The sequence below is a fragment of the Deinococcus frigens DSM 12807 genome (assembly GCF_000701425.1).
GTDB classification, from domain to species: Bacteria; Deinococcota; Deinococci; order Deinococcales; family Deinococcaceae; genus Deinococcus; species Deinococcus frigens.
On sequence record NZ_JNIW01000056.1, the window covers coordinates 1 to 24,590 of the forward strand.

Here is a 24,590-nt window from a genome sequence, read left to right on the forward strand (position 1 = left end):
GTCTTGCATCCACTTTTCAAAGCTTTTTTTGAAGTTGGACCCACAAATGCAGACACCCCCGTGCCCACAGCGCTGTGGACCCACCCCATCCCATGCCGAACTGGGCCGTGAAACACAGCCGCGCCAATGATACTCGGATGGCAGCATCCCGGAAAAGTCGGTCAGTGCGGGGGTTTTTCCTTTTTTCTTGTTTCACGCATCGCTATGCGGTGCGTCTTCTGCGGGAGTAGCTCAGCTGGTAGAGCACTACCTTGCCAAGGTAGATGTCGCGAGTTCGAATCTCGTCTCCCGCTCCACACCTGTTCTTGAACGGCCCCCTCCGCAATGGAGGGGGCTTTTCTCTTGTGTCATTCACCGTTGGTGCTGGGTCTCACAGGAGACTGGCGTCTCCCATCAACTGCGGAAGCTGGGTTTTCGGGCCGCCTCATACACCACAATACAAGTATGTTCGAGTTTAAAGTTCACCACCAGGATGGACGGGCGCGGGTGGCGCGTCTGGCGACTCCACACGGCACTGTCACGACTCCCATGTTCATGCCGGTAGGGACGCAGGGCACGGTCAAGGGCATCAGCCCGCAGGAGCTGCTGGACATCGGGTCGCAGATGATTCTGGGCAACACCTATCACCTGATGTTGCGGCCCGGCGAGGAGCTGGTGGCGGCCCACGGCGGCCTGCCCGGCTTCACTGCTTACCCTGGCCCATTCCTCACCGACTCCGGCGGCTTTCAGGTCATGAGCTTGGGGCATCTTCGCAAGATCAATGAGGAGGGCGTAATTTTCAAGAGCCACCTGGACGGCAGTCTGGTCGATCTGACGCCCGAGCGCAGCATCGAGGTGCAGCAGGCGCTCGGAGCCGATGTGATCATGGCCTTCGACGAGTGCCCGCCCTTTCCCGCAGAGCGCGACTACATTACCCGCAGCCTGGAGCGCACAGTGCGCTGGCTGGAACGCTGCCTGACCTTCAAATCAAGGGACGATCAGGCCCTGTTCGCCATCGTACAGGGGGGCATCCATCCGGATCTGCGGCAGCTCAGTCTAGACCTGACCCTGCCCTTTAACACCCCCGGTTTTGCCATTGGCGGTCTGGCGGTGGGCGAGAGCAAAGCGGAGATGTATCCCGCCGTGGAGTTCACCACTGCGCGCTTGCCCGAGGATAAACCGCGTTACCTGATGGGTGTGGGCCACCCGGAGGACCTAGTGGCGGGTATCGCGCTGGGGGTGGACATGTTTGACTGCGTGTACCCCACCCGCACTGGGCGTTTTGGCTACGCGTTGACCGACGATGGACGGCTAAACCTCAACTCCAGCGCGCCGCGCCGGGACCTGCGGCCCATCGACGAGGACTGTGACTGCTACGCCTGTCGTCACTACACCCGCGCTTACCTGGCCCACCTGGTCCGCGCCGGGGAACTGCTGGCCCCGCGCATGCTCTCGCTGCACAACCTGCGCTACCTGCACCGCCTGGTGGAGCGTATGAGGAGTGTCATCGCTGCTGGTGAGTTCATCGGCTGGGCCAGAAGCTGGGGCGCACGCTATTTCGGCGGTGAACTGCCGCAGTGGTTTGCCGCTGCGCTCGGTGCCTCGGCTGCCCAGCGCGGACTTGTGGGGACGCGAAGTCCCCAGCACATGTGAGTGGATGTGGCTTCCATGAGTTACTCATCTCTTCACAACTTGGTCAGAAACAGGTCATCGCGTCCGGCATGCCGGATTTATTCCCCTCTCAGGGTTGACCCATCTCTCTTCATGCTTGTATCATCCGTTCTGATCTGACACCTGCACACCCATCTCGGGGGAGGCGCTCAGGTTGCACCACACAGTTGCGTATGCGGGAGAGAACGACGCGGTGAATCACTCCGGGAGAGGAAACTCGGTAACTCGCCCCATCGTCACCTTCAGAAGCCGTTTTTCGTTGCTTCCGACGCGCGACAACCTTTGGGGGTTCGTATGAAGAAAAGTTTGCTCGTTCTCACCGCCGCTCTGGCATTCGGCATGGCCGCTGCCCAGACGGAGGCACCCGCCAGCGCGCCTCAGGTTCCTGCGCTGACCGACGTTCCTGCCGGTCACTGGGCCAAGGACGCCATTGACCGTCTGGTCAGCCAGGGCATCATCCTGGGCTACCCCGACGGCACCTACCGTGGCACGCAGAACCTGACGCGCTACGAGGCCGCCGTGATCATCGCCCGCCTGCTCGATCAGGTGCGCACCGGCGAAGTGCCCGCCAGCAGCATGGACGCCGAGACCCTGACCGCGCTGCAAAACGCGATTCAGGAACTGGCCGCCGACCTGGCCGCCCTGGGCGTACGCGTCAGCGACCTAGAAGAAAACGCGGTCAGCCGCGACGACTTCACCCGCCTGGAAAACCGCGTCGAGGAGCTGGTGGCTGCTGGTTCTGCCACCGCCCCATCCGGTGACCCCGAGGCCCTGGCCAACCTTCAGGCCCAGATCGACGACCTGACGGCCCGCGCTGACGACTACGACACCCTGCGTGCCGACGTCGACGACAACGCCAGCTCAATCGCCGCCCTGAACGACCTGACCGTGCTGCTCAACCAGGACATCCTGAACCTTCAGGACCGCACCAGCGCCATCGAAGCGGCCCAGGCCGATCTGGTCCAGAAGGCCGACTTCGACACCCTGTCGGGCCGCGTGGGCGCAGTCGAGGGCCGCGTCACCAAGGTGGAGACCTCGGTGGGCGACCTGGACAACCGCGTCAAGCAGCTTGAGAAGTACGCCTTCAGCCTGCGTCCCACGCTGAGCGCCACCTACTATGTGGCCCGTGGCACGCGCGACATGGACTTCGACCGCCTGATCCCCGGCACGGTCTTCAGCACCGGCGACGACGGCGACGGCGGCACCGCCGACACTGCGGTGGACTGGGCCGACCTGACGGGTGGCCGCGTTGCGGTCGGTGCGGGCGCAGCCAACTACTACGGTTTCAGCACGCCTGTCACTGCCGCCAACCCCAGCGGCGGCGTGAACAGGGAAGGTGCCACCACCCTGTCTTTCGGCATCTCCTTTGACAACGCGGGCAAGATCGACACCGGGACGAGCGGCTCCACGGGCGTGTTCGCCAAGAGCGCTGGCGCTCTGAATGTCAATAAGGTCGACGTGACCTTCGGCGTGCGCGCTGGCTTGCCCAGTGCAGACAGCCGTTACCCCGATGTCACTCAGGGCAGCACGACCTACCGCCCCCTGTTCTTCTTCTTCAAGCAGGGTACGGCAGCCTTCACGGTGGGCAACGCCCCTGTGGTGGTGACCTTCGGTAAGGGCCTGAAGTTCAAGTTCAGCGACTACCTGTTCGACAACGACAGCACCGGACGCGGCGACGGCTATGTGGTCAGCGTGGACGGCAGCAACGTGCCGGTCATTGGCGCATACAAGCCCGTCATCACGGTGGTCTACGGCAGCCGCGGCGGCGCGGACGCTGCACTGACCTACACCGACACCTTCAACACCGCTAACCCGCCTGTTCTGACCAGCCGCGTCGCTTCTGGTCTGTCCGACGGCGCGCACAAGTACTACCGTGGCGTGCGCGCGGAAATCACGCCCATCGGCACCCTGAAGGCGGGCCTGAACTACGCCCAGGAAACGCTTGACGAAACCGGAGCGGCGGTTGCCTACAACTACGCTGCGGTCGGCAGCGATACAACCGTGCCACGGACCACGGCGGGTACCTTCGTCGTGACCAGCGACGTAACGGCCTTCGGAGCGGACCTGCATGGCGCAGTTGCTGGCTGGCAGATTGACAGCGAGTTTGCCCAGAGCCGTGTGACCACTGCTACCTTTGCGGAGGTTACGGTCGCAAGCAGCCTCTCCACGGTCACCGAGCGCGCTTTCTACGGCAAGGTCGCGGGCACCCTGGGACCGGTCAAGGTCTACGACGCCAACTACCGCAACATCACGGCGGGGTACGACAAGACCGCTGGCATCATGGAAGCCGATCCCGACGACGGTGGCAACGGCAGCACCGCGCCTTACCACAACGATCAGGTCGGCTTTGGCATCAAGGTCGGCGGCACGCTCGGCCCCGTGGCCCTGGGCGCGTACTACGACCGCGAAACCGATCACGCCAACACGGCTAAAACGGTCATCGTGGACCGTGGCGTGGCGGCCAAGGTCAACCTGTTCAATCTGGTGACCGTGCGCGGCGGCTACTACGAGTACCTCAAGGATGCCAACGCCTATGACCGCGTCAATACGGTCGACGGCGCAGGTAAGCGCTACACCATCCGTGCGGATGTCACCCCCGGTTTTGGTCTGGCGGTTGGCGCGTACTACAACTACGTGGCCCTCGGTAACGTGCAGACCCAGAGCGACAATTTCCTGTTCCGCAACAGCAAGTACAACAGCTACTTCGGCCTGGCGAACAACGAGTTCCTGAACTCGGACGGCTGCGGTGTCAATCACCCCGGTATCGCCTCTTCCGACACCGATGGTGTGGGCGGCGCGCTGAACTTCTCGCTGGCCAACTTCACTGACAAAGCCTGCTACACCGAGTACGGAGCAGAGCTGACCCACAACGGCAAGGATGCCAATGCGCTGGTCAAGGACCTGACCTTCCGCATCGGCTATGCCCAGCGTTACCGGAACGCCACCAACAGCTTCAGCAATGGCTTTACCTACGGCGACGTGCTGTACGGCAAGAAAATCGGTATCGCGCAGGTGGACGTCAAGGCCGCTTTCGGCATCAACCGCTACAGCGACACCGAGCGCAACGCCACCGTCGCGGGTCTGGCGGATGTCGTGGACAACAGCAATGTTGCAGCCATCGGCGTCAAGGTCGTCACCGATCCGCTGGACGTGATCTTCAAGCCCAGCTTTGAAGGTCAGGTCGGTTACTACACCCGCAGCCACGATTACGGCGGCGGCATCTACACCACCCCTTCGCCCACCAATGCGAATCTGGTGGTGAACAACCCCAACCCAGCCGATTACACCTCCAACGCCTTCAAGTACTCGGCGGGCGTCAAGCTCAACGAGTTCCTGCTGCCCAACACCAAGCTGGCCGTGTACTACGCCGGTTACCAGGCCACCAACCGCGCCTACACCCCCTTCAGTGGCGGCACCGCCGGCAAGTACGTCGACGTCAACACGGGCGGCTCCGTCATCAGGCAGAACTTGCTGTATGTCGAGGGCAACTACTACGACCTGTCCTTCGGCTACGGCGTGGGCAACCTGCGTCTGCGCGACGGTGCCGGTGGGGCTGTGACCGGTGCGCCCGACGCACGCGGCCAGGTCTTCAAGATCAGCTACAAGGTCAACTTCTAAGCCCTATCGGTTGACCGTGTAACCGTCCATTCGTCCTGTTTCCTAAAAGCCCCCGCCGCGTGCGGGGGTTTTTCGTGTTCCGGGACCGGGGGCATCGTCGGCGCGTTCCACCTGCCGCAGCCGCTAAACTTGCCGCATGCTTCCTGTGTTCGGACACCTCAACCCAGATACCGACGCCATCGCCTCCGCGCTGGTGTATGCCCACCTGCTGTCGCGGCAGGGCACCCCGGCTCAGGCCTACCGCCTGGGCGAGCTGAACTTCGAGACGCCCTTCGTGCTGCAAAAGGCCGGGGTAGAGGTCCCACCCCTTTTGCCCGCGCTGGACGCAGGAACGGCGGTGGCACTGGTGGACCATAACGAGCGCGCCCAGTCCGCGCCCAATCTGGCCGATCTTCAGGTGACGCACGTCGTCGATCACCACAAGCTGGGCGACCTGAGTACCATGCAGCCTGCCTTCCTGCGCTTCGAGCCGGTGGGCTGCACCGCGACGCTGCTGTTGAAACTGCACCGCGAGGCCCGCCTGAGCGTGGAGCGGGCCGACGCCACTTTGATGCTCAGCGCGGTTCTCAGCGATACCCTGCACTTCCGTAGCCCCACCACCACGCCGGATGACCGCGAGGCGGTGGCGTTTCTGGCCCCGATTGCCAGGGTGCGCGACGTCATGGCCTACGCGCTGGAGATGTTTGCTGCCAAGAGTGACCTGGGCGACACCCCCGCCGCCGAGTTGCTCAGGATGGATTACAAGGTCTTTGCCTTTGGTGATCCGGCACTGGCGCAGCGCTGGGGCCTGGGCATGATCGAGACCACCAATCCCGCCTATGTGTTCGGGCGACAGGCCGAGTTGCTGGCGGCCATGCGGGCGGCGAAGGCGGCAGACGGTCTGGACGGCGTGCTGCTGGGCGTAGTGGACATTTTAAACGGGACCAACCGGATGCTGGTTCCCGGCGAATCCGAGGCGCAGGTGGTGCAGGCCGCTTTCGCTGCGCCCACAGTGGACGGGGTGGCCGATCTAGGAGACCGCATCAGCCGCAAGAAGCAGATCGTGCCCGCGCTGGAACAGCATTTCGAGGCGCAGGTCTGATTCCCCGGTGAGCGATGACCCCTTGAACTGGCTGTTCGCCCGCCAGCGCTTCGGCGTGCATCCAGGGCTGGGGCGCGTGCAGGCGCTGCTGGCCAGCGTGGGCCACCCGCAGCACGCCTTTCAGACCGTGCTGGTGGGCGGCACCAACGGCAAGGGCAGCACCGCTGCCGTTCTCGCGTCCATCCTGAGCGCGGACGGACGGCGCACCGGCCTGTTTACCAGTCCGCACCTGACCCGCTTCGCCGAGCGCTTTCAGGTGGACGGGCAGGAAGTGCCGCAGGAGGGGGTGGACGCCGCCCTGGCCCGCCTGCGCCCCCACGCCGAGGGAGTGGGCGCGACGTTCTTCGAGATCGTCACGGCCCTGGGCGCGCTGCTGTTCGCAGAAGCCGGGGTGAAACTGGCGGTGATGGAGGTGGGTCTGGGCGGACGCCTGGATTCCACCAATGTCCTGGATCCCGTGCTGAGCGTCGTCACCAGCGTGGCGCTGGACCACACCGATGTCCTGGGGAACACGCTGGAGGCCATCGCCAGCGAGAAGGCCGGAATCTTGCGGGAGGGCCGTCCTGCCGTGACAGGTGTGGCAGCCAACCTCCTGCCGCTCCTGCGGGCCACCGGAGCGGACCTGTGGGCACTGGGGGAAGAGATGCGGGTTCAGACCCGTTCGCTGGGCTGGAGGGGCGCGGAGGTGGCCCTGGAGCTGCCGGACGCGTCCTTGAACTTCCAGACCCGACTGCTGGGCGCGCACGGCGCGCAGAATGCGGCGCTGGCGGCGGCGGCGGCGTGGCGCTTGGGAGCCGGTGAGGGGGCCGTCCAGGCAGGCGCGGCGGCGACCCACTGGCCCGGACGCCTGGAACTGCTGCCCTGGCGGGGTGGGCGCGTGCTGCTGGACGGCGCGCACAATCCCGACGGCGCGCGGGCGCTGGCGGCCACCTTGCGCGGCCTTGAAGTTGCGCCGCTGCCCGTGATCTTCGGCGCGGCGGGGGACAAGGATGTGGGCGGTGTGGTGGAAGCGCTGCGCCCATACGTCTCGCACGCGATCCTGACGCGGGCCGCCCTTAGCCCGCGCGCGGCGCTGGCGGCGGACCTGGCCCCGCTGTTCGCGGGGTTGCCCGTCACCCTGACCGGTTCGCCGGGAGAGGCGCTGGACCTGCTGGCCGCCCTGAACGCCCCGCTGGCGCTGGCCTGCGGCAGCCTGTACCTGATCGGCGAACTGCGCCCGCTGCTGCTGGGCACGCCGGGCGAGGAGCGTGAGCGCTGGCAGTAGCCCGGCGGGAAGGGCCGCTTCACGCCCCGTCCTCGCGCCCGGTTTCCGCGCGGTACGCCGCCTGCACTTTCGCCAGCCCCGGCGCGAGGGCCAGGGCGCGCAGCAGTGGGCCGCTGATCCTGAGCTTCCCGGCGGTGATGGCCGCCACCGGATTCAGCTCGCCGCGCCAGAAGGCGTGGGCCGTCTCGCCGCTCATGGCAAAGGTCAGATCGCTGTCCCCGGCGGCGGCGCGGGCGGACTGTCCCCGGCTCAGGGTGGCGCTCTGCCCACTACGCCCGTCCACCCGCAGCCACGCATCCGGCTCGTGAATGGCAAAGGTCAGCGCCAGCCGCCCCTGCGCGGGGCCGGGATCGGCGGCTTTCAGGAAGACCCGGATCAGCAGGTCTTCCAGTTCCTCGCCGGTCTGAAACGGAAAAGCGTTCATCCGCCCAGCCCAGCCCAGATGCCTGTACGCAACCGTATGATTTCAAGCAATTCTGCCGTCCAGGACAGTCTTGAGCTGGCCCTCACAGGGCATGCCTGGGTACAGAGTGCGTGGCCCATCGGGCGTTACATGGGCAGGCAAGATCAATTCAAGGAGGTACAAGGAATGAATCAGCAACTTCAGCAGACCATCCAGGCCCTTTCGGGCGGCGTTCAGGGCGTGGATGCCCAGACAGCAGTGAGCAACGTCACGAGCTGGCACAGCACCCTCGACGGCGTTCCCGGCGCGGAAAGCGTGACCAGCATGCTGGCGCAGCTTAAGAGCGCGCTGGAAGGCGGCGACCTGCAAGGCGCAGCCGGAATGCTTCCCGACCTGGGCAGCGCGACCGGCAAGCTCGCCTCCGCCGCACCCGCCGAGGATCAGGAAGGTCTGCGTCAGCTCGCCTCCGCACTGGGGGGCTAAACCCCTTTTCCCGAGTACCAATTTTAACTCCCTGCCTGCGGGCGGGGATTTTTTTGGTCTGGGAACGCCCGCGCCCCGTATGCTGGCCCCCGATGCCCACGCTGTCCTTCACCCTGGAACCGCTCTCGCTGATCATGTCCGCCGTGCGCTCGGCACTGGAGGACGGGGAAGAGGTCACCCTGGAAGTCCCGGACCCCGACGTGGGCCTGGGCCATTACGCGGGCGAGATCGGCCCCGCCGGACGCCACCGCCCCTGGAGCGCCTGGGCAGACCTGGCCGACGCACTGGGCGCGCACCTGCTGACGCCGCAGCAGGCCGGGCCGGGCCGGGTGCGTTTCGGCCTGCGCCCGTATGCCGCTGGGCCAGCCCCCGACGCGGGCGGCTACGGCGCGGGGGGTGGGTGGGCGCGGGTGGACAAGCTGGAAGACCCGGTGCTGCTGCTGACGCTGGTGGAGGCGCTGCGGCGAATTGACCCTCCGTCGGGCGGGCGCGTGCTGGCGCTGGGTGTGAACAGCGGGCGCGAGCTGGACGCCCTGGCACTGGCCTTTCCTGAGCGGCGGTTCGAGATTCTGGGCGTGGACACCGAAGCCTCGGCACTGGCACTGGCGCGGGGCAGACATCCGGGCGCGGCGTTTCTGGAACTGGACGTGAACGAACTGCCGTGCCCGGCGCTGGGCCGTTTCGATCTGGTGCTGGCCCTGAGCCTGCTCCAGAGTCCGGGGGTGCGGCGCGACGTGCTGCTCGCCGCTCTGTGTGGCTGGAAAGAAGGTGGTTGGAGAGAAGGTGGCCGAGACAAGGGTGGCTGGAGAGAAGGTGGCCGCCAGCATCTGACGGGCGGCGGCGGCCTGGTGCTGGGCTTTCCCAATGCCCGCTACCGCGACGGCTTCCTGAGCTACGGCGCACGCATGAAGAACTTTGCCCGCCCGGACCTGAGCCTGCTGTGCGCCGACGTGACGGAGACCCGCCGCAACCTGCAAAAGCGCGGCTTTCAGGTGTTCGTGACTGGCAAGTACGAGGTGTTGTTGACCGCAGTGCCCGTCGAGCGTCGAGTGGGGCGTGGATTAAGTTTATAGCCGTCTATACGCTACGGCAGAGTGGGCCAGGCATTGGGCAGCCGCCCCGCCGGGGGAAAACCTGGGGGGAATTTTTCTGACTTCTAAAGCATTTGTCCGAACTACAGCATCGGGAAAGGAGACTCCCGATGCTTCCATTCTCTCCTACGGAGCTGTGCCAGTCCCAAATACTCGGCAAAATTCACTCACTTCGTTCGGCCAAAAGTGAACAACTCTTTTGACAAATGCTCTATGGCACTGGAGCGGCTCAGATGCAGTGAGAAATTCCGTCTGGCAGGGATTCCGGCACCATATCCACACTCCTCCTCCTCGCATTTTTTCGTTGGGCATCTTAGCTCGTCACGCTGCTGCTTTCAGGCAGAGGTGCCCTGACCCAACCCCGCCTCCCCCGCCTGCTCAAGCCACACACGGCGCATTTTCCTATTCATCCCCTCTACAATCGCGGGCGTGTCTTCCCGGTTGCGTGGCGTTCTCCTGCTGATTGTGGTCACAGCGGTGTGGGGCAGTACCTTCGCGGTGGTCAAGACCCTGGGCGAACTGCTGCCTCCGGCTCAGTTGATCGCGTGGCGCTTTTTGATCGGCTTCCTGGCCCTGCTGCCCGCGTTGCTCATTCGTGGCTGGGGCCTGCGGCGGGGGCGGGCGGACTGCCCCGCGCCCGCCGCTCCGCCCCGCTTCTCCTGGAAAGACGGGTTATGGCGTGACGGTCTGCTGCTGGGCGCGTGGCTGATCGCGGGCTACGGCACCCAGACCATTGCCCTGCAAACCACTACTGCCAACCGGGCCGCCTTCTTCACGGCCCTGAGCGTGGTGCTGGTGCCGCTGTGGCTGGTCTTCGCGCAGCGGCGCAGGATGCCGTGGCCGCTGCTGGCCGCGCTGCCGCTGGCAGTCATCGGGCTGGCCCTGCTGTCCTGGGAGGGCGGCGCGTGGGTCAGCGGCGACGCCTGGGCGCTGGGCTGCGCCGTGACCTACGCGGGCTTTATTATCACGCTGGAGCGGCTTTCGAACCGCCATGCGGCGCTGCCGTTCACGCTGGCGCAACTGGCCGCCGTCACGCTGCTGGGCTGGGGGTGGGCGGTTCTGTCCGGGGATGTGGGCTGGCCGCCCGACAGTGCCTGGGGGCCGCTGCTGTACCTGGGCGTGGTGGCCACCGCCCTGACCACCCTGCTGCAAACAGTGGGCCAGCGGACCGTCAGCGCCGCCGAGGCCAGCCTGATCTATGCCCTGGAACCGGTGAGCGCCACCCTGTTCAGTTTCCTGTTGATCGGCGAGCGGGTGGGCCTGCGCGGCGCGCTGGGGGGCCTGCTGGTGGTGGGCAGCACGGTGCTCAGCCAGCGCAGCGGGGGAGAAGCCCGCCCGGAAACGCCCGCGCCGCTGGCCGAGTAGCTGTTGGTCGGATCTGGGCTGGCCGCGCACATTGGCCGCGCAAGGCGGGGGTTTTACTGCTCCTGCCAGCTCGCCTGATCGGGAATCAGGAGCGTTCTGAGGGCCGCAGGGCCGCCCCACACGCTCCGCAGACCGTTCTGAAGGGCCGAATTTCGCACCGCGTCGTACAGCGCGGGGGGCATGTTGACCGAGGGATAGACGCCAGTGGCCCCGCCAGTTGTGACGCGCACGTCCAGCGGAAAGCCCAGGGCCACGGTGGCGATCAGCACGCCGCCCAGCGCCAGACCGCCCATTCCTCCGGCCAGCAAGTGCCAGGGCTGCTCTGCCGGGTGGGGCAGCAGGCGCACGACGATCACGGCGCAGCCCAGACCCAGCAGCAGCGCCGCCAGCGTGCTCGCCAGCGGGCTGCCCAGTGAATTCACCAGAAAACAGATGGTCACGCCCAGCCCCCCCCAGGCCAGTCCGGCCAGGCCGCGCCGCGCACCCAGCGCAGTGATTACGGCCCACACGGTCACGAGCAGGGCATCAAACCAGGTCATCACGCCCCGCAGTGTAGCGGGGGCGGCCTTACAGATTGTTCTCAAACCCGCTTGGCTATGTCGTCTTGCTCGCTGGTTCGCCCCGGGCTGTCTGGCTCGCTGCATTTCAATGGTAGGCACTCTTCCCCATCTCTCGCCCCACCTGCCCTAGACTGCCCCCTATGATTCGTGTCCTGCTGGTGGATGACCACGCGCTGTTTCGCCAGGGCCTACGCAGCCTGCTGGAGTCCGAGGGCATGCGCGTGATCGGCGAGGCCGCCAACGGGCGCGAGGCCATCCGCTACGCCGCCGACACCCACCCCGACGTGATCCTCATGGACATCCAGATGCCCGAGCTGGACGGCGTGAAAGCCACCCAGAGCATCCTGGAAATCGATCCCAATGCCAGGGTCATCATGATCACCATGTACCGCCAGGACCGCTACGTGTTCGAGGCCGTCAAGGCCGGGGCGCGCGGCTACATCCTCAAGGACGCCGACGCCACCACGCTGCTGGACGCCATCAACCGGGTGGCCGGGGGCGAGGCGCTGCTGGACGCCGACATGGCGCAGAACGTCCTCGACGATTTCCGCGACAAGCGCGAGGAACTGCCCAGCGAGAAACACGCGGACCTCAACGAGCGCGAGACCATGATCCTGAAATTGCTGGCTCAGGGGTTTTCCAACCAAGACATCGCCCTGCGCCTAGACATCAGCGAGAAGACGGTCCGCAACCGCCTGTCCGAGATCTTTACCAAGCTGCAACTGAACAACCGCACCCAGGCCGCCCTGTACGCCATCCGCGAGGGCATCGCCAACCTTGACTGAACGGCGCGGGCGGGGTGGGAGAGCAACCGGACCCGTGACCTTCCGCGCTGGCTGCAAGCGCGAGTGGACGCTGAGCAGCGCCGAGGCTGACCTAGCCTACACCGGGCAGGCGTTTCTCGAATGCCCAACCTGCCCCCACCGCGTCGAACCGGAGGGTGGCCCGCCGTTCTGCACCCTGCGCCTGGCGAGTACGCCCCATCCCTTTTCTGCGCTGGCTGGCCTGAATTTACTGCAAGAGTAGGAATCTGCCCGCCCTCCCTTCTCCCGCCGCCCTGCTAAAGTCCCCCCGTGACCACGCCGTTTCTGTCCGATCTGCGCGCCCGGGGTTACCGGGGAGAGGTGGGCCTGCGCGTCTGTGATCTGGCGGGCGCTGAGCTGTTGACCCTGAATCCAGAACGCGTTTTTCCGGCGGCCAGCACCATCAAGGTGCCGCTGCTGGTTCTGGCATTGGAGTGGGCGCAGGCTGGGCGGCTTGCCCTGGAGGAACGGGTCACGCTGGGAGCCGCTGACCGCGTGTCGGGCGCAGGCGTATTGCACGAGCTGGGGCCAGGGCTGGCGCTGAGCTGGCGCGACGTGCTGACCCTCATGATCATCGTCAGCGACAACACGGCCACCAACCTGGTGATCGGGGTGCTGGGGGTGGAAGCGGTGAACGACTGGCTCACCGCGCACGGCTGGACCGACACCCGCCTGGTGGGCAAGTTGCAACTGCCGCCAGAACAGCGCAACGCCGCGCAGCTCCGGAATGAGCGCAACCGCACCACCGCCCTCGAGCAGACCGACATGCTGGGCCGGTTGGTGCGGGGCGAGCTGCTGGACGCCGCGCACACGGCGCTGGCGTTGAATATCCTGGAACGGCAGCAGTTCCGTGATCTGATCGGGCGGGGGCTGCCACGCGCCACAAGCGGTGAACACCTGTACCGCCTCGCCAGCAAGAGCGGCGAACTGGACGGCGTGCACCATGACGTGGGCGTGCTGTACACGCCGCGCCCGCTGGTGATCGCCCTGCTCACATCAGGCGGCACGGACCGCCGTGAACTGCCCGGCAACCGCGACGTCAATCTGCTGTCGGAGGCGCTGTGGCCGCTGCTCTCGGCGCTGGGAAATGTCTACGGTCAGGGGGACATTTAACCGCCCGGTCAGGCGCATCATGAGGCTTGCCGAAGCCTCGCGGGCGACCCGCGTTAAAGCGCGCTGTAGACGGTATGGAGTGCTGCTGAGACGGGCTGGACGCACATGCTATGCTGGCCGCCGATTCGGTCATTCTCAAGGAATTTCGGCGCAGGCCCCAGAAGGTTTTGCCCCAGTCGGTCAGAGTGACACAGGCCATTTCGTGTGTGAGGGAGAGGGAACGTGGAGAGAAACGACGCTGTAATGCCCTGGGTCGCCATCGTATGCGCGGCCATCATGTGGATTCTTTTGCTGTTCCTGTTCAACAAGGAAACCGCGCCGGAACCGGTCACGGTCGATCCGGCGGTCGTGGCGAACATCAGCAAGGAGTACCCGGTCATTGGAAAGGCGCTCTACACCTCGCAGGGTTGCGTGGGCTGTCACGGCGCGCAGGGCCAGGGCATCGTGGGGCCAGCCCTGGCGGGCGACGAGAAGATTCTGAAAGATCCGGTCTATGTGCATAGCATCCTGGTCAACGGTAAGGGGGCCATGCCCGCCTACGGTGAGCGGCTCAAGGAAAACGAGATCTACGCCGTCGCCAACTACGTGCTCAACAGTTGGGGCAACAAACTTCCTGAGCTGCTGACTCCCGCCACCGTTGCCGAGGGCCAGAACAAGATCGACCCGGCGGTCCTCAAGAACCGCAGCCGCTTCGTCCCCGAGGACATCAAGCTGCCCGAGATCTTCTTGGCCACTTTCATCATGGTGCTGCTCACCTACGGCCTGATGGGTCTGTACAGCGTCTGGGCCGAGGGCACCGAGTTGCACCCCGGCATCCACAAGGTCCGGTCCACGCCGCTTGCCATGCTCGGCATGGTCGTCACCCTGGGTCTGACCCTGCTGTTCAGCGTGCTGTTTGCCCGCCAGATGGTGACCGACTACGCGGGTTGGGGGGCCAGCGAACCCGTGATGCCCAACGTGACCGCCGAGGGTTTCTACGCCGCCATGATCATCCTGCTGCTGGCCCTAGCCATCGGGCTGTACAAGAAGTTCTTCATGGACGGCGAGGTGCTGGTGGAAGACGCCAGCGGCGAATTCCCCTGGTAATGCCACGCTTCTCTCCAACTCTTCCCGTGAGGTTTGAACCATGACCCGTTACCGCAAACAGGACCCCGAAATCACCCGCCGCCGCTTTATCAATGCGGCCATGGGCACCACCGCCACCGTGGGCATCGTCAGCCTGGTGGGTGTGCTGGGCACCGCCAACCCGGTGTTCCGCCTGACCCGCGACAAGATGCCGCCCGTCGAGGGAGACATTCTGGTCCATGCCTCGGCCAGCAAGGAAGGCGAGCCGATCAAGATCAGTGAACTCAGCGAGCAACTCGTGCGCGCTTGGCCGATGGGCAAGGATAAAGAGGGTAACAAGTTGATCCGCAAGGGTGACCCCAACAACGTGCTGGCGATCTACCGCTTCCCCAAAGGTCAGATCGTGGCCCCCACCCACCTTGACGCCACCATTGACGGCGAGATCGTCGCCTACAGCGATATCTGCACCCACGCAGGCTGCTCGGTTAGTGACGACGATCAGCAAGAAGGGCAGATGAAGTGCCCCTGCCACTCCGGGCAATACGATCCCAAGCGCGGCTGCATCGTGGTGGGCGGTCCGCCCCCGCGCGCGCTGGCGCAGTTGCCGATCAAGCAGGACGGCGAGGGGTTGGTGGTGGGCGGCTTCTTTCTCGAAAACCCGTACCCGTTTACCGAATCCGAGTGGGAAGCCCGCAAGGAAGCTGTCAAGGCGCAACTCGCATGAAGTCCACTTTCTCTCAAGAACGCTCTAAGGAGAACAGCGCATGAACCAGTGGCTTGACGAACGCCTGCACATCTCGCGCCTGAACGACAAGTTCCTGCGCAAAGCCTTCCCCGTGCATCACAGCTTCTTCCTGGGTGAAATCACGCTGTTCAGCCTGATCATTCTGATCATCACGGGGATCGTGCTGGCGCTGTCCTACGAACCCAGCAACAGCCTGGTGGTCAACTCCTTCGATCCTGGCACCGCCGAAAAACAGAACCTGATCCCGGCGGCGTATCACTCGGCCCTCAAGATCAACGCGATGCCCTTCGGCGACATGCTGCGGCGCGTCCACCACTGGACCGCCAACATCATGGTGGCCGCCGCCGTCATTCACATGATGCGCATCTACTTCACGGGCGCGTTCAAGAAGCCGCGTGAAATCAACTGGTGGATCGGCATGCTGCTGCTGATCTTCACGGCCCTGACCGCCGTGACCGGCTACATCCTGCCCTACGACAACTACGCCTACAACACCGTCAAGGTGGTTTACGGCATCGCGGCCTCGGTTCCGTGGGTGGGCAGTTGGCTGGCGCAGGCGGCCTTCGCGGGCAACTTCCCCGGCGACGGCATCATCCCGCGCATCTACGGCTACCACATCATGTTGCTGCCAGGGATCCTGCTGGCCCTGACCGGCGCGCACATGCTGATCATGATCAAGCAGAAGCACACCCAGCCGCAGTACGCCAAGCGCATCGCCTACAAGAAGATCGTCGGCGTGCCGCTGCTGACCCAGCAGACCCCGATCATGCTGATGCTGACGCTGCTGTTTGCCGGAATCGTCCTGCTGTTCAGCGCCTTTATCCCGGTCCACCCGGTCGAGTTCTTTGGGCCGCCCAGCACCACGCCGATCAACAACATCAAGCCCGACTGGTACCTGCTGTGGGTCTTCGGTGCGCTGGCGATCATTCCCAGTTTCGAGATGAATATCCTCGGCGGCGTCATCGGCTCCGAGTTCGTCGGCGCGATCCTGCTGCCCACCATGGTCATCGGCGCGATGTTCGCCGTCCCCATGCTGGACCGCAGCAAGGACAACAACTATTATGCCGAGAACCCCACCAACCATCCGGTGCGGCTGGCGATTGGCACCTCGTTCATGGCGCTGCTGATCATCCTGTCGGTGGCCGGGTACAAGCCGGACCTGATCAGCGGCAACGTGCTGACCACTGCCAATGCCAACACTGTGCTGTGGATTCTGGTCTTCCTGGTGCCCGCCGTGACCTACTTCTCTACCATTGGCATCGTGCGCGGCATCCGCTCTCTGCGTGAAGCCGACGAGCGTGAGTCGCTGGCCCACGCCGCCGCCGCTGACGACTGAAGCCCACCTCTCTAAACCGCCCTGGCCGGTGCCGGGGCGGTTTTTTCTATGCTGCGTCAATGCGTCAATGCGTCAATGCGTCAATGCGTGAATGCGTCAATGGAACAGCTCGCCCACCATCTGGCCCGCGAAGCCCGCCGCCTCGGCCTGGAATCGGCAGACCTCGGAAACGCTGCTGACGCGGTGCAAGCCTTTGCTCAGGCCGTGCTGACAGAAGTGGCCGCGCTGGGTCTGATCTGGGGGGCGGAAGAGGTGGGATGCTGGGCTGCGCCGCGTTCAGGCGGGCACTGTTCCGATGGGAATTGTTTCCGATGGGCATTGAAGACAGAAAAAAAGCCGCCTCACTGGGAGGCGGGGAAATTCGTGAAGGACTATGCCTGAACGCGGTTGTTCGGCCTGACCACGGCCACCTGCTCGCCGCCCTCGCGGCTACCGGCGGCGTAGCCCACCTGCGCGCCAAATTGCCAGGCCAGCTTGATCATGAACTGAATGGCGTCCTCGTCGCGGTTCTGGATGAGTTGCCGTAGATGTTCGGGCAGGCCGTCGGGCAGCGGCATAACCCCGAGCTGCTCACTGTATTCGGTTCGGAGCTGCTCGAACCACTCGGCGTAAGGGTTCTTCATGGAAACCATCTTAACATGACCACACTCAAGGAATGTAAGCGGAGGAATGGACTCAGCAGAAATGGAAATGGACCGTGGTGCTGGCTGGGGCGTGATCCAGCACGCTTTTCGGTCCTGCCCTTCCGTCTGCCCACTTTGCCTTCCGCGCACCTTTTTATTGTTCCAATGGTGCTACGCTTCACGCATGACCGCGACCACCCATCCAGGAACCCACGGTGATGTGCTCGAAAAGCCCATGACCATCAGCGAATTTGGCGCGCAGAAGGCTATAAGCATCATCGGCCAGAGCGGCAAGGAAAATGCCGGCGTGCGCGTGTTCATCAAGAGCGGCGGCTGTAGCGGCTACCAGTACGGCATGGCTATTGACGACCGCGAACTCGACGGCGATACCATCGTGCATGATCGGGGCGTCAAGCTGCTCGTCGACCACATGAGCCTGTCGCTGCTGCGCGGCAGCGAGGTGGACTTTGTGGAGAACATGATGGGCGGCGGCTTCACCGTTAACAACCCCAACGCCACCAGCTCCTGCGGCTGCGGTCACTCCTTCCGCACCGATAGCTCCCAGTCGCCCGACAGCGAGGGCAGCAGCGGGTGCGGCAGCCATTAGCCCGTGCTGCTCCTCACAACTTTTTTCTGCTCAAGACTGGAACCCCGCGTTCCAGTCTTTTCCTTGTGATGGATGATGGGGGGGGTCCTGTCTGCCAGCTGTCCTGGAAATTGGCATCCCTGAACCCCAGAATTGACGCCGCCCCACCTCTCCTGACCCAAAGTCTGCGATTTGCCGCGCCGTATTGCATGCGGGACGCTTGACACACCCTCACCCGGCCCTATACTGACGCCCATCAACACAGTTCGGGGCCGTGATGGCCCGCAATACCCCGGAGGCGTCAATGAAAAAGATTCTTGCACTTTCCGCCCTTCTGCTTGGAGCCGCTGCCGTCGGTCCTGCCCTGGCTGGCCCGGCCAACAACAGCCTGATCGTCGGCACCTCGCAGGAGCCGCCGAACATCTATGATCCCTGGGTTACCAACAACCTGGCAATCACTTCCGAGATCAACAACTGGATGGGCGCGGGCCTGACCGGTCTGGACAACGACGGCAAACTGTACGCTGACATGGCGACCACCGTGCCCTCGGTGGCCAACGGCGGCTACAAGATCGTCAAGGACGCCAAGGGCAAGGTCATCCGCAACAGCCTGACCTACACCATTCGCCCCGACGCCAAGTGGAGCGACGGCTCGCAGATCACCGTGGCCGATTTCGAGTTCTGGCTGATGGTGCAAAATGATGACCGTGTGCCGGTGCCGGACCGCTACCCCTACGAGAACGCCAAGATCACGCGCGGCGCAAACAACAAGACCTTTACCATCACCTTTGATCCCCCGTACCTATTCGCCGAGCAGGCCGGTGCGCCCGGCCTGGCTCCCTCCGTATCAATGAAGGCGGCCTGGACAGCCTTCGACACCGCCACCAAGGGCCAGAAACCCAGCGACACGGTAAACGAGCAGTGGATCAAGTTCCTGAACCAGTTCACCACCTCCAACAACCTGCCCAAGGTGGTGGCGGGTCCCTTCAAGCCCACCGCATGGCGGCCCGGCAACAGCCTGACCATGAGCCGCAACACCAACTACTGGCGCAAGCCCTCCGGCGGCGAGAGCAAATACGTGCAGACCGTGACCTACCGCTTTATTCCCAACACCAACACCCTCAAGGTCAACGTGCTCTCGGGTCAGGTGGACGCGCTGGCGACGGTGGGGCTGTCCTTCGATCAGGCCATTGACCTTCAGCGCGGACAGCGCAAATTCACCACCTCTTTCGTGCCCGGTTCGGTATGGGAGCACATCGATATCAACACGCGTGGCCAGAAGGCCAAGGATCTGGAACTCGACAACCCCAACATCCGTCAGGCGCTGCTGTACTCCATCGACCGGGCCTCGCTGGTCAAGGCGCTGTTTCAGGGCAAGCAGCCGGTGTCCAACGTGTTCATCAACCCGCTGGCAACGGTGTACAAGAAAGACGTGCAGGCATATGCCTTCGACGCCGCCAAGGCCAAGGCGCTGTTTGCCGCCGCTGGCTGGACCCCCGGCAGCGACGGCATCCTGCAAAAGGGCGGCAAGAAATTCAGCCTGAACTTTGGCACCACTGCGGGCAACAGCGTGCGCGAGCGCGTGCAGCAGATCTTGCAGGCCCAGTGGAAGGCCGTGGGCGTGCAGGTCAACATCCAGAACTACCCGGCCAGTGTGTTCTTCGGCGCAGACTTCCTGTCCAAGGGCGCAGAGGGCAAGTGGGACCTGGCGATGTACGCCTGGATCAGCAACCCCATCTTCGAGGAAGGCGACCTGTTCAAGGGTTCGGGCGTTCCCACCACCGAAAACGGCTACTCCGGCCAGAACAACTCTGGCTGGATCAACGCCGACTACGATAAGTTGCAGCTCCAGGCCCGCACCGAATTTGACCCCGCCGCGCGCAACAAGCTCTTTGACCAGATGCAGAGTATCTGGGCCAAGAACGTGCCGTCGCTGCCGCTGTACTACCGCGTCAACCCGTACATCCAGGCCAACGGACTGGCCAATTACGATTTCAGCGCCTACACGCTGTATCCCACCTGGGACGCCTACCGCGTGGGCTGGACCAGCAAGGGCGCGGTCTCGGCCCACAAGCAAAAAGAGTAACTCGGGGAACTGGGCGCACGCCGCCTGAACTCCGAAGACCGGGGAGAGGATGCGCCGCACGCTGGCCTTCCTCTCCTCCCTTGCATTCAATCCCCTCCACGTTCTTTGAAAGGATGGCCCCGCTATGGCAACCTACGCCCTGCGCCGCGTCTTGCAGATGATTCCGCTGCTGCTGCTGATCAGTCTGGTGATCTTCGGCCTGACCGCCCTGCAACCCGGTGACCCGGTGGATCAACTGATCTTCGGCAACCCGCGCATTACCCCCGAGGACGTGGCCCGGCTGCGCGAGGCGTACGGCCTGAACATCCCGTGGCCCCAGCGCTACGTGTCCTGGCTGCTGCGCGCCTTTCAGGGCCAATTCGGCTACTCGCGCGATTTCGGTATCCCGGCCACCCAGTTCATCTTTACGCAGCGCCTGCCCAATACGTTGCTGCTGACCATCCCGGCACTGGTCATCAGCACCCTGATCGCCGTGCCGCTGGGCATCTACTCGGCCATCCGGCAGTACAGCGTGATGGACAACATCCTGACCTTCCTGAGCTTCGTGGCCTTCAGCGCGCCCGTGTTCTGGATCGGGGTGATGGCGCTGTACCTGTTCGCGGTGTACCTGCCGCAGGTCACGGGCGGGGCCATTGCCCTACCCCCTGGCGGCCTGGGAAATCTGAGTCCTGACGACGGTTTCTGGCCGTACTGGCTGGACCGTTTGAAATACCTGATCTTGCCGCTGTCCATTCTGATGTTCCGCGAGATCGCGGCTACCAGCCGCTTTATGCGCGCCAGCTTTCTGGAGGTGATCGGGCAGGACTTCGTGCGGACGGCGCGGGCCAAGGGGCTGCCCAACCGCTCAGTGATCTTCAAGCACGCCCTGAGAAACGCCCTGATTCCCATCGTCACCATCCTGGGCCTGTCCATTCCGGGCCTGTTCGGCGGTGCAGTCCTGACCGAGACGGTGTTCTCGTGGCCGGGCATGGGCCGCGCGCTGCTGGACTCGCTGGTCAGCAAGGATTTCAACGTGGTCATGCTGTGCCTGATGCTGCTGGCCATCCTGACCGTCGTGTTTCAGTTGCTCGCCGACTTGGCCTACGCCCTGGTCGATCCCCGGATTCGCTACTCGTGAGGCTCTTGTCCCTGAAGGTGGCCCTGCCATGACTATCACTGCGCCCGCCCCGCCCGCCGAGAAAAGTTACTCCTCTCTCCAGATGTCCATGCGCCGGTTGCGGCGTCACAAGGCGGCCATGATCAGTCTGGCTTTTATTGTGTTCGTGGTGCTGGCAGCCATCTTTGCGCCGCTGATCGCCCCGCACGATCCGAATACGCAGGACCTGAGCGGTTTCTTTGCGCCGCCGAGTTCCAGTTTCCCGCTGGGTCAGGACGAGTTGGGCCGCGACGTGCTGTCGCGCGTCATCTACGGCAGCCGCATCAGCCTGGTGGTGGGCTTCTCGGTGGCCCTGATCAGCTCCCTGCTGGGCACCCTGATGGGCCTGGTGGCGGGCTTTTTCGGCGGTCTGACCGACTCGGCCATCAGCCGCTTCATCGAGTTTATGCTGAGTCTGCCTACCCTGCCGCTGCAACTGGTGATCTCGGGACTGTTCGCCAGCAGCGACGCGCCGTTCATCGCCAACTTGCGCCAGAATCTCGGCTCTTCGGCCAGCGTGGTGATCATCATTACCATCTTTGCTGTCTTCGGTTGGATGGGCACGGCCCGGCTGGTGCGCGGCGAGGTGCTGCGCCTTAAGAACCTGGAATACGTGGACGCCGCCCGCGCGCTGGGTGCGAACAACAACCGCGTGATGTGGCGGCACCTGGCCCCCAATATGCTGGGTATTATCGTGGTGAGCGCCACCATCGACGTGGCCGGGGCGATTCTGGGCGAGGCGGCGCTGAGCTTCCTGGGCTTTGGCATCCAGCCGCCTGTATCCACCTGGGGCAACATGCTCAGCAACGCGCAGGAAGTGGTGCTCAGTTACCCCTGGCTGCCGTTCTATCCGGGTCTGGCGATTCTGTTCACCGTGCTGGCCTTTAACTTTCTGGGCGACGGCCTGCGCGACGCCTTTGACCCCAAGAGTCGGCGCTAGACTCTTCTGCATTGTTCGGGGCCGCCGCTGGGAAAACTCCGTGCAGGCGGCTTTTCTTGTCTCGTGTCAGGATTTTCCCGTATGCTGAACAGATGATCGTCCTCGGCATTGATCCCGGCCTAGCCAATCTGGGCCTGGGTCTGATCGACGGCAACGTGCGAAAAGCCAAGCATCTGCATCATGTCTGCATCACTACCGAGAGCGCCTGGGTGATGCCGCGCCGCCTGGCCTACATCCACAGTGAGGTCAGCCGCCTGATCGAGACGTACCAGCCGGAGGCGGTCGCCATTGAGGACCAGATTCTGCGCCGTCAGGCGGACGTGGCCTTTAAGGTGGGGCAGGCCTTTGGCGTGGTGCAACTGGCCTGCGCGCAGGCGGGTGTGCCGGTGCATTACTACGGCCCCATGCAGGTCAAGAAGGCGCTGGTGGGCGCGGGCCGCGCTGACAAGGAGCAGGTCATCTACATGGTCAAGGCGTCGCTGGGCGTGCGCGAACTGTTCAACAATCACGCGGCGGACGCGCTGGCGCTGGCGCTGACCCATCTGGCGCATCAGCCGATGCAGGCCGCCGCCGCCCGGCTGGCCCGCGCTTAAGCGCCCCAGCCCATGTCCGCCGCCGCCGCGCTGACGCTGTCTCTGCTGGCTTCTGTAGCCGTGACGCTGTGGTGGCTGTGGTTCTTTGTGCGCCGGGACCGCCACCCGGAGCCATTGTGGCTGCTGGCGCGCACCTTCGCCTGGGGTATGTTCGCGTGGCTGATCGCGGCGGCTTTCGAGGCCAGCTTGGGCAAGGTGCTGGACTCCAGATTGCCCCTGACGCTGCTGCTGGTGGCGCTGCTGACCGCCGTGATCGAGGAGGGCAGCAAATTCGTGGCCGCCACCACCGCCGTCACCGAACTGTCTTTTGATGAACCGATGGACGGCCTAGTCTACGCCGTGACCGCCGCGCTGGGCTTCGCTTTAATGGAAAACGTGACCTACACCCTGGGTTTCGGCAGCGGGGCCGCCACCTGGCACGCGCTGGTCACGACGCTGGCCCACGCCCTGTTCAGCGCGCCGCAGGGCTACGCGCTGGGCGGCCTGCACTGGCAGCAGGTCAGCGGCCCAGCCCTTAGACGATCGGGACTGGGTTCGGTGCGGGGCTGGGTGCTGCGCGGCGTGTTGCTGAGTGTGACTCTGCATTTCGCCTTTAATGGTCTGGTGTCCGGTCCACCCGGACTGTGGCCGCTGCTGGCGCTGGGCGCGGTGGTGGCGCTGATGATCGGCCTGGCCAGCCGCTATTACCTCCGTTTCGAGGCGCATGCCCGCGAATACGGTCCGTCGGCGTATTTTCTGGAAACCCAGGCACGACGCAACTCGAAGTAGATGCAAACCGGAATGGAGGCTTACAGCGCCGGGTGTTCGGCGTGTCCCGTCACCCAGTGTTGGCCGTCGTCATCGGTCTCATGCTTCCAGACCGGGATTTGCACCTTCAGGTATTCAATGAGAAAATCGCAGGCCTCCAGCGCGGCGCGGCGGTGGGGGCTGGCTACCCCGATCAGGATGCTGGCCTCGCCCGGCAACAGGCGTCCGGTGCGGTGCTGGATCCAGATCCGCAATTCGCCGTGCTTGTCGCGGGCTGCGTGGGCCGCTCCTTGCATGACCTTGTGGGCCATCGGCGCGTACCCCTCGTAATCAATATGTTCGACGCCCTTGCCTTTGTTCGGACTGCGGACGGTGCCCACGAAATACGCCTGCGCGCCGCACCCGGGCCGCACCAGAAACGCATCCGCAGTTTGCAGGAGGAGAGGCTGATCGGTCATCTCGCAGTGGGTGGCCGCGTCGTCGCTGCCGCCGGCCACCGGTGGCAGAAAGGCCACCTCGTCGCCATCTTTGAGGCTGTGATCCGGCGTGGCGTAGGTCTCATTGACCGCCACCATGCATCCCTTCAGACTCAGGCCATGCTGCGCCTCAATCATCGAGGCCAGCGTCCGCACATCGGCCCCGTCAGGGGCGTCGAGTTTCACTTGCTCAGTCCCGATTTCCCGCCGCAGGTGGGCAAAAAACACCACGTTCAACCGCATGGGAATCAGGCTAGCACGCGGTCTCGTAGTTGGCAGTATTGACCCGTTGCGTCCCGCATCCCAGACGCTGAGGAGTCTTGCGTGAATGGCTCCAGCATGCTGCCAAGCCGGGCCGCTCAGGTATTGACAGATACATCACAGAAGGATATAGTTCCCTTCGCCCGTTAAACAGGCGAGTGGAAAACCCCAAGCTTTTCGGAGCAAAAGGCCCACTGGGACGCATGAAAATCTGGTGTTGATAATGATGACAGGACCGCTTCGACAGAGGCGGGTGAGCGGATAGTCCACCCCGGAGTATCTCCAGACTCACGAAGGTGATTTTCGGATCACAGAAGTCTTCGGACTTCAAAAGCAGACCTTTTCCTCTGGAAAAGGCAGCCAAGCGCAAGCTTGGGTCAACGAACTAACATCTGAACTCCTCTGGAGTTCAGTGATAGACCATTTTATGGAGAGTTTGATCCTGGCTCAGGGTGAACGCTGGCGGCGTGCTTAAGACATGCAAGTCGAACGGTGACCTTCGGGTCACAGTGGCGCACGGGTGAGTAGCGCGTGACTGACCTGCCCCAAAGTTCCGAATAACGCCT

24 protein-coding genes, 1 tRNA gene and 2 rRNA genes are annotated in these 24,590 nt (G+C 64.1%); 23 read left to right on the forward strand and 4 right to left on the reverse strand.

Going from position 1 to position 24,590, the window contains the following annotated elements:
- The first annotated feature begins 56 nt into the window (after positions 1 to 56).
- The 6 genes from rrf to Q322_RS0115825 all read left to right on the forward strand — a co-directional run bounded on the left by rrf (position 57) and on the right by Q322_RS0115825 (position 7,613).
- A 5S ribosomal RNA gene (gene rrf, locus Q322_RS0115800) occupies positions 57 to 173 on the forward strand.
- A gap of 47 nt (positions 174 to 220) precedes the next feature.
- Positions 221 to 296 (forward strand) — tRNA-Gly (locus tag Q322_RS0115805).
- A gap of 148 nt (positions 297 to 444) precedes the next feature.
- Positions 445 to 1,632, forward strand: a complete 1,188-nt coding sequence (gene tgt, locus Q322_RS0115810; protein WP_034418805.1) for a tRNA guanosine(34) transglycosylase Tgt — start codon at positions 445 to 447, stop codon at positions 1,630 to 1,632.
- A 312-nt stretch (positions 1,633 to 1,944) separates the two neighbouring features.
- On the forward strand, positions 1,945 to 5,268 hold the full coding sequence (locus tag Q322_RS0115815) for an S-layer homology domain-containing protein (protein ID WP_029478861.1): 3,324 nt from the start codon (positions 1,945 to 1,947) through the stop codon (positions 5,266 to 5,268).
- Positions 5,269 to 5,404: 136 nt separating this feature from the next.
- On the forward strand, positions 5,405 to 6,349 hold the full coding sequence (locus Q322_RS0115820) for a manganese-dependent inorganic pyrophosphatase (RefSeq protein WP_029478862.1): 945 nt from the start codon (positions 5,405 to 5,407) through the stop codon (positions 6,347 to 6,349).
- Positions 6,350 to 6,356: 7 nt separating this feature from the next.
- Complete coding sequence (locus Q322_RS0115825; RefSeq protein ID WP_051668681.1) at positions 6,357 to 7,613, forward strand: bifunctional folylpolyglutamate synthase/dihydrofolate synthase; 1,257 nt, start codon at positions 6,357 to 6,359, stop codon at positions 7,611 to 7,613.
- A 19-nt stretch (positions 7,614 to 7,632) separates the two neighbouring features.
- On the opposite strand, the gene Q322_RS0115830 is transcribed toward Q322_RS0115825, so the two are convergent.
- On the reverse strand, positions 7,633 to 8,037 hold the full coding sequence (locus Q322_RS0115830) for an SCP2 sterol-binding domain-containing protein (protein WP_029478864.1): 405 nt from the start codon (positions 8,035 to 8,037) through the stop codon (positions 7,633 to 7,635).
- A gap of 165 nt (positions 8,038 to 8,202) precedes the next feature.
- On the opposite strand from Q322_RS0115830, the gene Q322_RS0115835 reads away from it, so the two are divergent.
- The 3 genes from Q322_RS0115835 to Q322_RS0115845 all read left to right on the forward strand — a co-directional run bounded on the left by Q322_RS0115835 (position 8,203) and on the right by Q322_RS0115845 (position 10,955).
- A complete protein-coding gene (locus Q322_RS0115835) occupies positions 8,203 to 8,499 on the forward strand; it encodes a hypothetical protein (protein WP_029478865.1) in 297 nt (98 codons plus the stop codon).
- Between the two features lie 92 nt (positions 8,500 to 8,591).
- A complete protein-coding gene (locus Q322_RS0115840) occupies positions 8,592 to 9,572 on the forward strand; it encodes a class I SAM-dependent methyltransferase (protein WP_051668682.1) in 981 nt (326 codons plus the stop codon).
- A 447-nt stretch (positions 9,573 to 10,019) separates the two neighbouring features.
- The gene (locus Q322_RS0115845; RefSeq protein ID WP_029478867.1) at positions 10,020 to 10,955 is read left to right on the forward strand and encodes a DMT family transporter; all 936 of its coding nucleotides are present in this window, start codon (positions 10,020 to 10,022) and stop codon (positions 10,953 to 10,955) included.
- 53 nt (positions 10,956 to 11,008) lie between these two features.
- On the opposite strand, the gene Q322_RS0115850 is transcribed toward Q322_RS0115845, so the two are convergent.
- Positions 11,009 to 11,494: a hypothetical protein gene (locus Q322_RS0115850; protein ID WP_034418808.1), complete on the reverse strand. Its 486-nt coding sequence runs from the start codon at positions 11,492 to 11,494 to the stop codon at positions 11,009 to 11,011.
- Positions 11,495 to 11,655: 161 nt separating this feature from the next.
- On the opposite strand from Q322_RS0115850, the gene Q322_RS0115855 reads away from it, so the two are divergent.
- The 7 genes from Q322_RS0115855 (at position 11,656) to Q322_RS0115885 (ending at position 16,958) form a co-directional block, all read left to right on the forward strand.
- Positions 11,656 to 12,300, forward strand: a complete 645-nt coding sequence (locus Q322_RS0115855; RefSeq protein ID WP_029478869.1) for a response regulator transcription factor — start codon at positions 11,656 to 11,658, stop codon at positions 12,298 to 12,300.
- 34 nt (positions 12,301 to 12,334) lie between these two features.
- A complete protein-coding gene (locus tag Q322_RS0115860) occupies positions 12,335 to 12,541 on the forward strand; it encodes a hypothetical protein (protein WP_245593286.1) in 207 nt (68 codons plus the stop codon).
- Positions 12,542 to 12,588: 47 nt separating this feature from the next.
- Entirely contained in the window at positions 12,589 to 13,431 is an 843-nt protein-coding gene (locus Q322_RS0115865; RefSeq protein ID WP_034418810.1) for a serine hydrolase, read from the forward strand.
- 243 nt (positions 13,432 to 13,674) lie between these two features.
- Positions 13,675 to 14,517 carry a c-type cytochrome gene (locus Q322_RS0115870; RefSeq protein WP_084148044.1) on the forward strand — a complete coding sequence of 281 codons (843 nt, stop codon included), beginning with the start codon at positions 13,675 to 13,677 and terminating at the stop codon, positions 14,515 to 14,517.
- Between the two features lie 40 nt (positions 14,518 to 14,557).
- Positions 14,558 to 15,220 carry a Rieske (2Fe-2S) protein gene (locus tag Q322_RS0115875; RefSeq protein WP_029478873.1) on the forward strand — a complete coding sequence of 221 codons (663 nt, stop codon included), beginning with the start codon at positions 14,558 to 14,560 and terminating at the stop codon, positions 15,218 to 15,220.
- Positions 15,221 to 15,260: 40 nt separating this feature from the next.
- Positions 15,261 to 16,577 carry a cytochrome b gene (locus tag Q322_RS0115880; RefSeq protein WP_029478874.1) on the forward strand — a complete coding sequence of 439 codons (1,317 nt, stop codon included), beginning with the start codon at positions 15,261 to 15,263 and terminating at the stop codon, positions 16,575 to 16,577.
- A 99-nt stretch (positions 16,578 to 16,676) separates the two neighbouring features.
- Positions 16,677 to 16,958, forward strand: coding sequence for a hypothetical protein (locus tag Q322_RS0115885; protein ID WP_211248918.1), 282 nt, complete (start codon positions 16,677 to 16,679; stop codon positions 16,956 to 16,958).
- Here Q322_RS0115885 and Q322_RS0115890 read toward each other — a convergent pair.
- Positions 16,949 to 17,200 (reverse strand): hypothetical protein, encoded by a 252-nt coding sequence (locus tag Q322_RS0115890; protein ID WP_029478876.1) that lies wholly within the window; start codon positions 17,198 to 17,200, stop codon positions 16,949 to 16,951. The two genes, Q322_RS0115885 and Q322_RS0115890, sit on opposite strands and share 10 nt — an antisense overlap.
- 184 nt (positions 17,201 to 17,384) lie before the next feature.
- On the opposite strand from Q322_RS0115890, the gene Q322_RS0115895 reads away from it, so the two are divergent.
- The 6 genes from Q322_RS0115895 (at position 17,385) to Q322_RS0115920 (ending at position 23,308) form a co-directional block, all read left to right on the forward strand.
- Positions 17,385 to 17,807 carry a HesB/IscA family protein gene (locus Q322_RS0115895; protein ID WP_029478877.1) on the forward strand — a complete coding sequence of 141 codons (423 nt, stop codon included), beginning with the start codon at positions 17,385 to 17,387 and terminating at the stop codon, positions 17,805 to 17,807.
- Between the two features lie 283 nt (positions 17,808 to 18,090).
- Positions 18,091 to 19,872, forward strand: a complete 1,782-nt coding sequence (locus tag Q322_RS0115900) for a peptide ABC transporter substrate-binding protein (protein ID WP_029478878.1) — start codon at positions 18,091 to 18,093, stop codon at positions 19,870 to 19,872.
- A 124-nt stretch (positions 19,873 to 19,996) separates the two neighbouring features.
- Complete coding sequence (locus Q322_RS0115905; protein WP_029478879.1) at positions 19,997 to 20,989, forward strand: ABC transporter permease; 993 nt, start codon at positions 19,997 to 19,999, stop codon at positions 20,987 to 20,989.
- Between the two features lie 28 nt (positions 20,990 to 21,017).
- Entirely contained in the window at positions 21,018 to 21,947 is a 930-nt protein-coding gene (locus Q322_RS0115910) for an ABC transporter permease (protein ID WP_029478880.1), read from the forward strand.
- A gap of 92 nt (positions 21,948 to 22,039) precedes the next feature.
- Entirely contained in the window at positions 22,040 to 22,540 is a 501-nt protein-coding gene (gene ruvC / locus Q322_RS0115915) for a crossover junction endodeoxyribonuclease RuvC (protein WP_029478881.1), read from the forward strand.
- Between the two features lie 12 nt (positions 22,541 to 22,552).
- A complete protein-coding gene (locus Q322_RS0115920; protein WP_034418812.1) occupies positions 22,553 to 23,308 on the forward strand; it encodes a PrsW family intramembrane metalloprotease in 756 nt (251 codons plus the stop codon).
- Between the two features lie 20 nt (positions 23,309 to 23,328).
- Here the strand turns inward: Q322_RS0115920 and moaD are convergent, their stop codons facing one another.
- Positions 23,329 to 24,006 carry a molybdopterin converting factor subunit 1 gene (gene moaD, locus Q322_RS0115925; protein WP_029478883.1) on the reverse strand — a complete coding sequence of 226 codons (678 nt, stop codon included), beginning with the start codon at positions 24,004 to 24,006 and terminating at the stop codon, positions 23,329 to 23,331.
- 442 nt (positions 24,007 to 24,448) lie between these two features.
- On the opposite strand from moaD, the gene Q322_RS0115930 reads away from it, so the two are divergent.
- Positions 24,449 to 24,590 (forward strand): 16S ribosomal RNA (locus Q322_RS0115930); the annotation flags it as partial.

What these genes read in the sequence shown, in the direction of transcription:
- tgt (WP_034418805.1), top strand. Translation starts at nt 445, where the DNA reads ATGTTCGAGTTTAAAGTTCACCACCAGGATGGACGGGCGCGGGTGGCG.
- Q322_RS0115815 (WP_029478861.1), top strand. Translation starts at nt 1,945, where the DNA reads ATGAAGAAAAGTTTGCTCGTTCTCACCGCCGCTCTGGCATTCGGCATG.
- Q322_RS0115820 (WP_029478862.1), top strand. Translation starts at nt 5,405, where the DNA reads ATGCTTCCTGTGTTCGGACACCTCAACCCAGATACCGACGCCATCGCC.
- Q322_RS0115830 (WP_029478864.1), bottom strand. Translation starts at nt 8,037, where the DNA reads ATGAACGCTTTTCCGTTTCAGACCGGCGAGGAACTGGAAGACCTGCTG.
- Q322_RS0115835 (WP_029478865.1), top strand. Translation starts at nt 8,203, where the DNA reads ATGAATCAGCAACTTCAGCAGACCATCCAGGCCCTTTCGGGCGGCGTT.
- Q322_RS0115840 (WP_051668682.1), top strand. Translation starts at nt 8,592, where the DNA reads ATGCCCACGCTGTCCTTCACCCTGGAACCGCTCTCGCTGATCATGTCC.
- Q322_RS0115850 (WP_034418808.1), bottom strand. Translation starts at nt 11,494, where the DNA reads ATGACCTGGTTTGATGCCCTGCTCGTGACCGTGTGGGCCGTAATCACT.
- Q322_RS0115855 (WP_029478869.1), top strand. Translation starts at nt 11,656, where the DNA reads ATGATTCGTGTCCTGCTGGTGGATGACCACGCGCTGTTTCGCCAGGGC.
- Q322_RS0115870 (WP_084148044.1), top strand. Translation starts at nt 13,675, where the DNA reads ATGCCCTGGGTCGCCATCGTATGCGCGGCCATCATGTGGATTCTTTTG.
- Q322_RS0115875 (WP_029478873.1), top strand. Translation starts at nt 14,558, where the DNA reads ATGACCCGTTACCGCAAACAGGACCCCGAAATCACCCGCCGCCGCTTT.
- Q322_RS0115880 (WP_029478874.1), top strand. Translation starts at nt 15,261, where the DNA reads ATGAACCAGTGGCTTGACGAACGCCTGCACATCTCGCGCCTGAACGAC.
- Q322_RS0115885 (WP_211248918.1), top strand. Translation starts at nt 16,677, where the DNA reads ATGGAACAGCTCGCCCACCATCTGGCCCGCGAAGCCCGCCGCCTCGGC.
- Q322_RS0115890 (WP_029478876.1), bottom strand. Translation starts at nt 17,200, where the DNA reads ATGAAGAACCCTTACGCCGAGTGGTTCGAGCAGCTCCGAACCGAATAC.
- Q322_RS0115895 (WP_029478877.1), top strand. Translation starts at nt 17,385, where the DNA reads ATGACCGCGACCACCCATCCAGGAACCCACGGTGATGTGCTCGAAAAG.
- Q322_RS0115900 (WP_029478878.1), top strand. Translation starts at nt 18,091, where the DNA reads ATGAAAAAGATTCTTGCACTTTCCGCCCTTCTGCTTGGAGCCGCTGCC.
- Q322_RS0115905 (WP_029478879.1), top strand. Translation starts at nt 19,997, where the DNA reads ATGGCAACCTACGCCCTGCGCCGCGTCTTGCAGATGATTCCGCTGCTG.
- Q322_RS0115910 (WP_029478880.1), top strand. Translation starts at nt 21,018, where the DNA reads ATGACTATCACTGCGCCCGCCCCGCCCGCCGAGAAAAGTTACTCCTCT.
- ruvC (WP_029478881.1), top strand. Translation starts at nt 22,040, where the DNA reads ATGATCGTCCTCGGCATTGATCCCGGCCTAGCCAATCTGGGCCTGGGT.
- Q322_RS0115920 (WP_034418812.1), top strand. Translation starts at nt 22,553, where the DNA reads ATGTCCGCCGCCGCCGCGCTGACGCTGTCTCTGCTGGCTTCTGTAGCC.
- moaD (WP_029478883.1), bottom strand. Translation starts at nt 24,006, where the DNA reads ATGCGGTTGAACGTGGTGTTTTTTGCCCACCTGCGGCGGGAAATCGGG.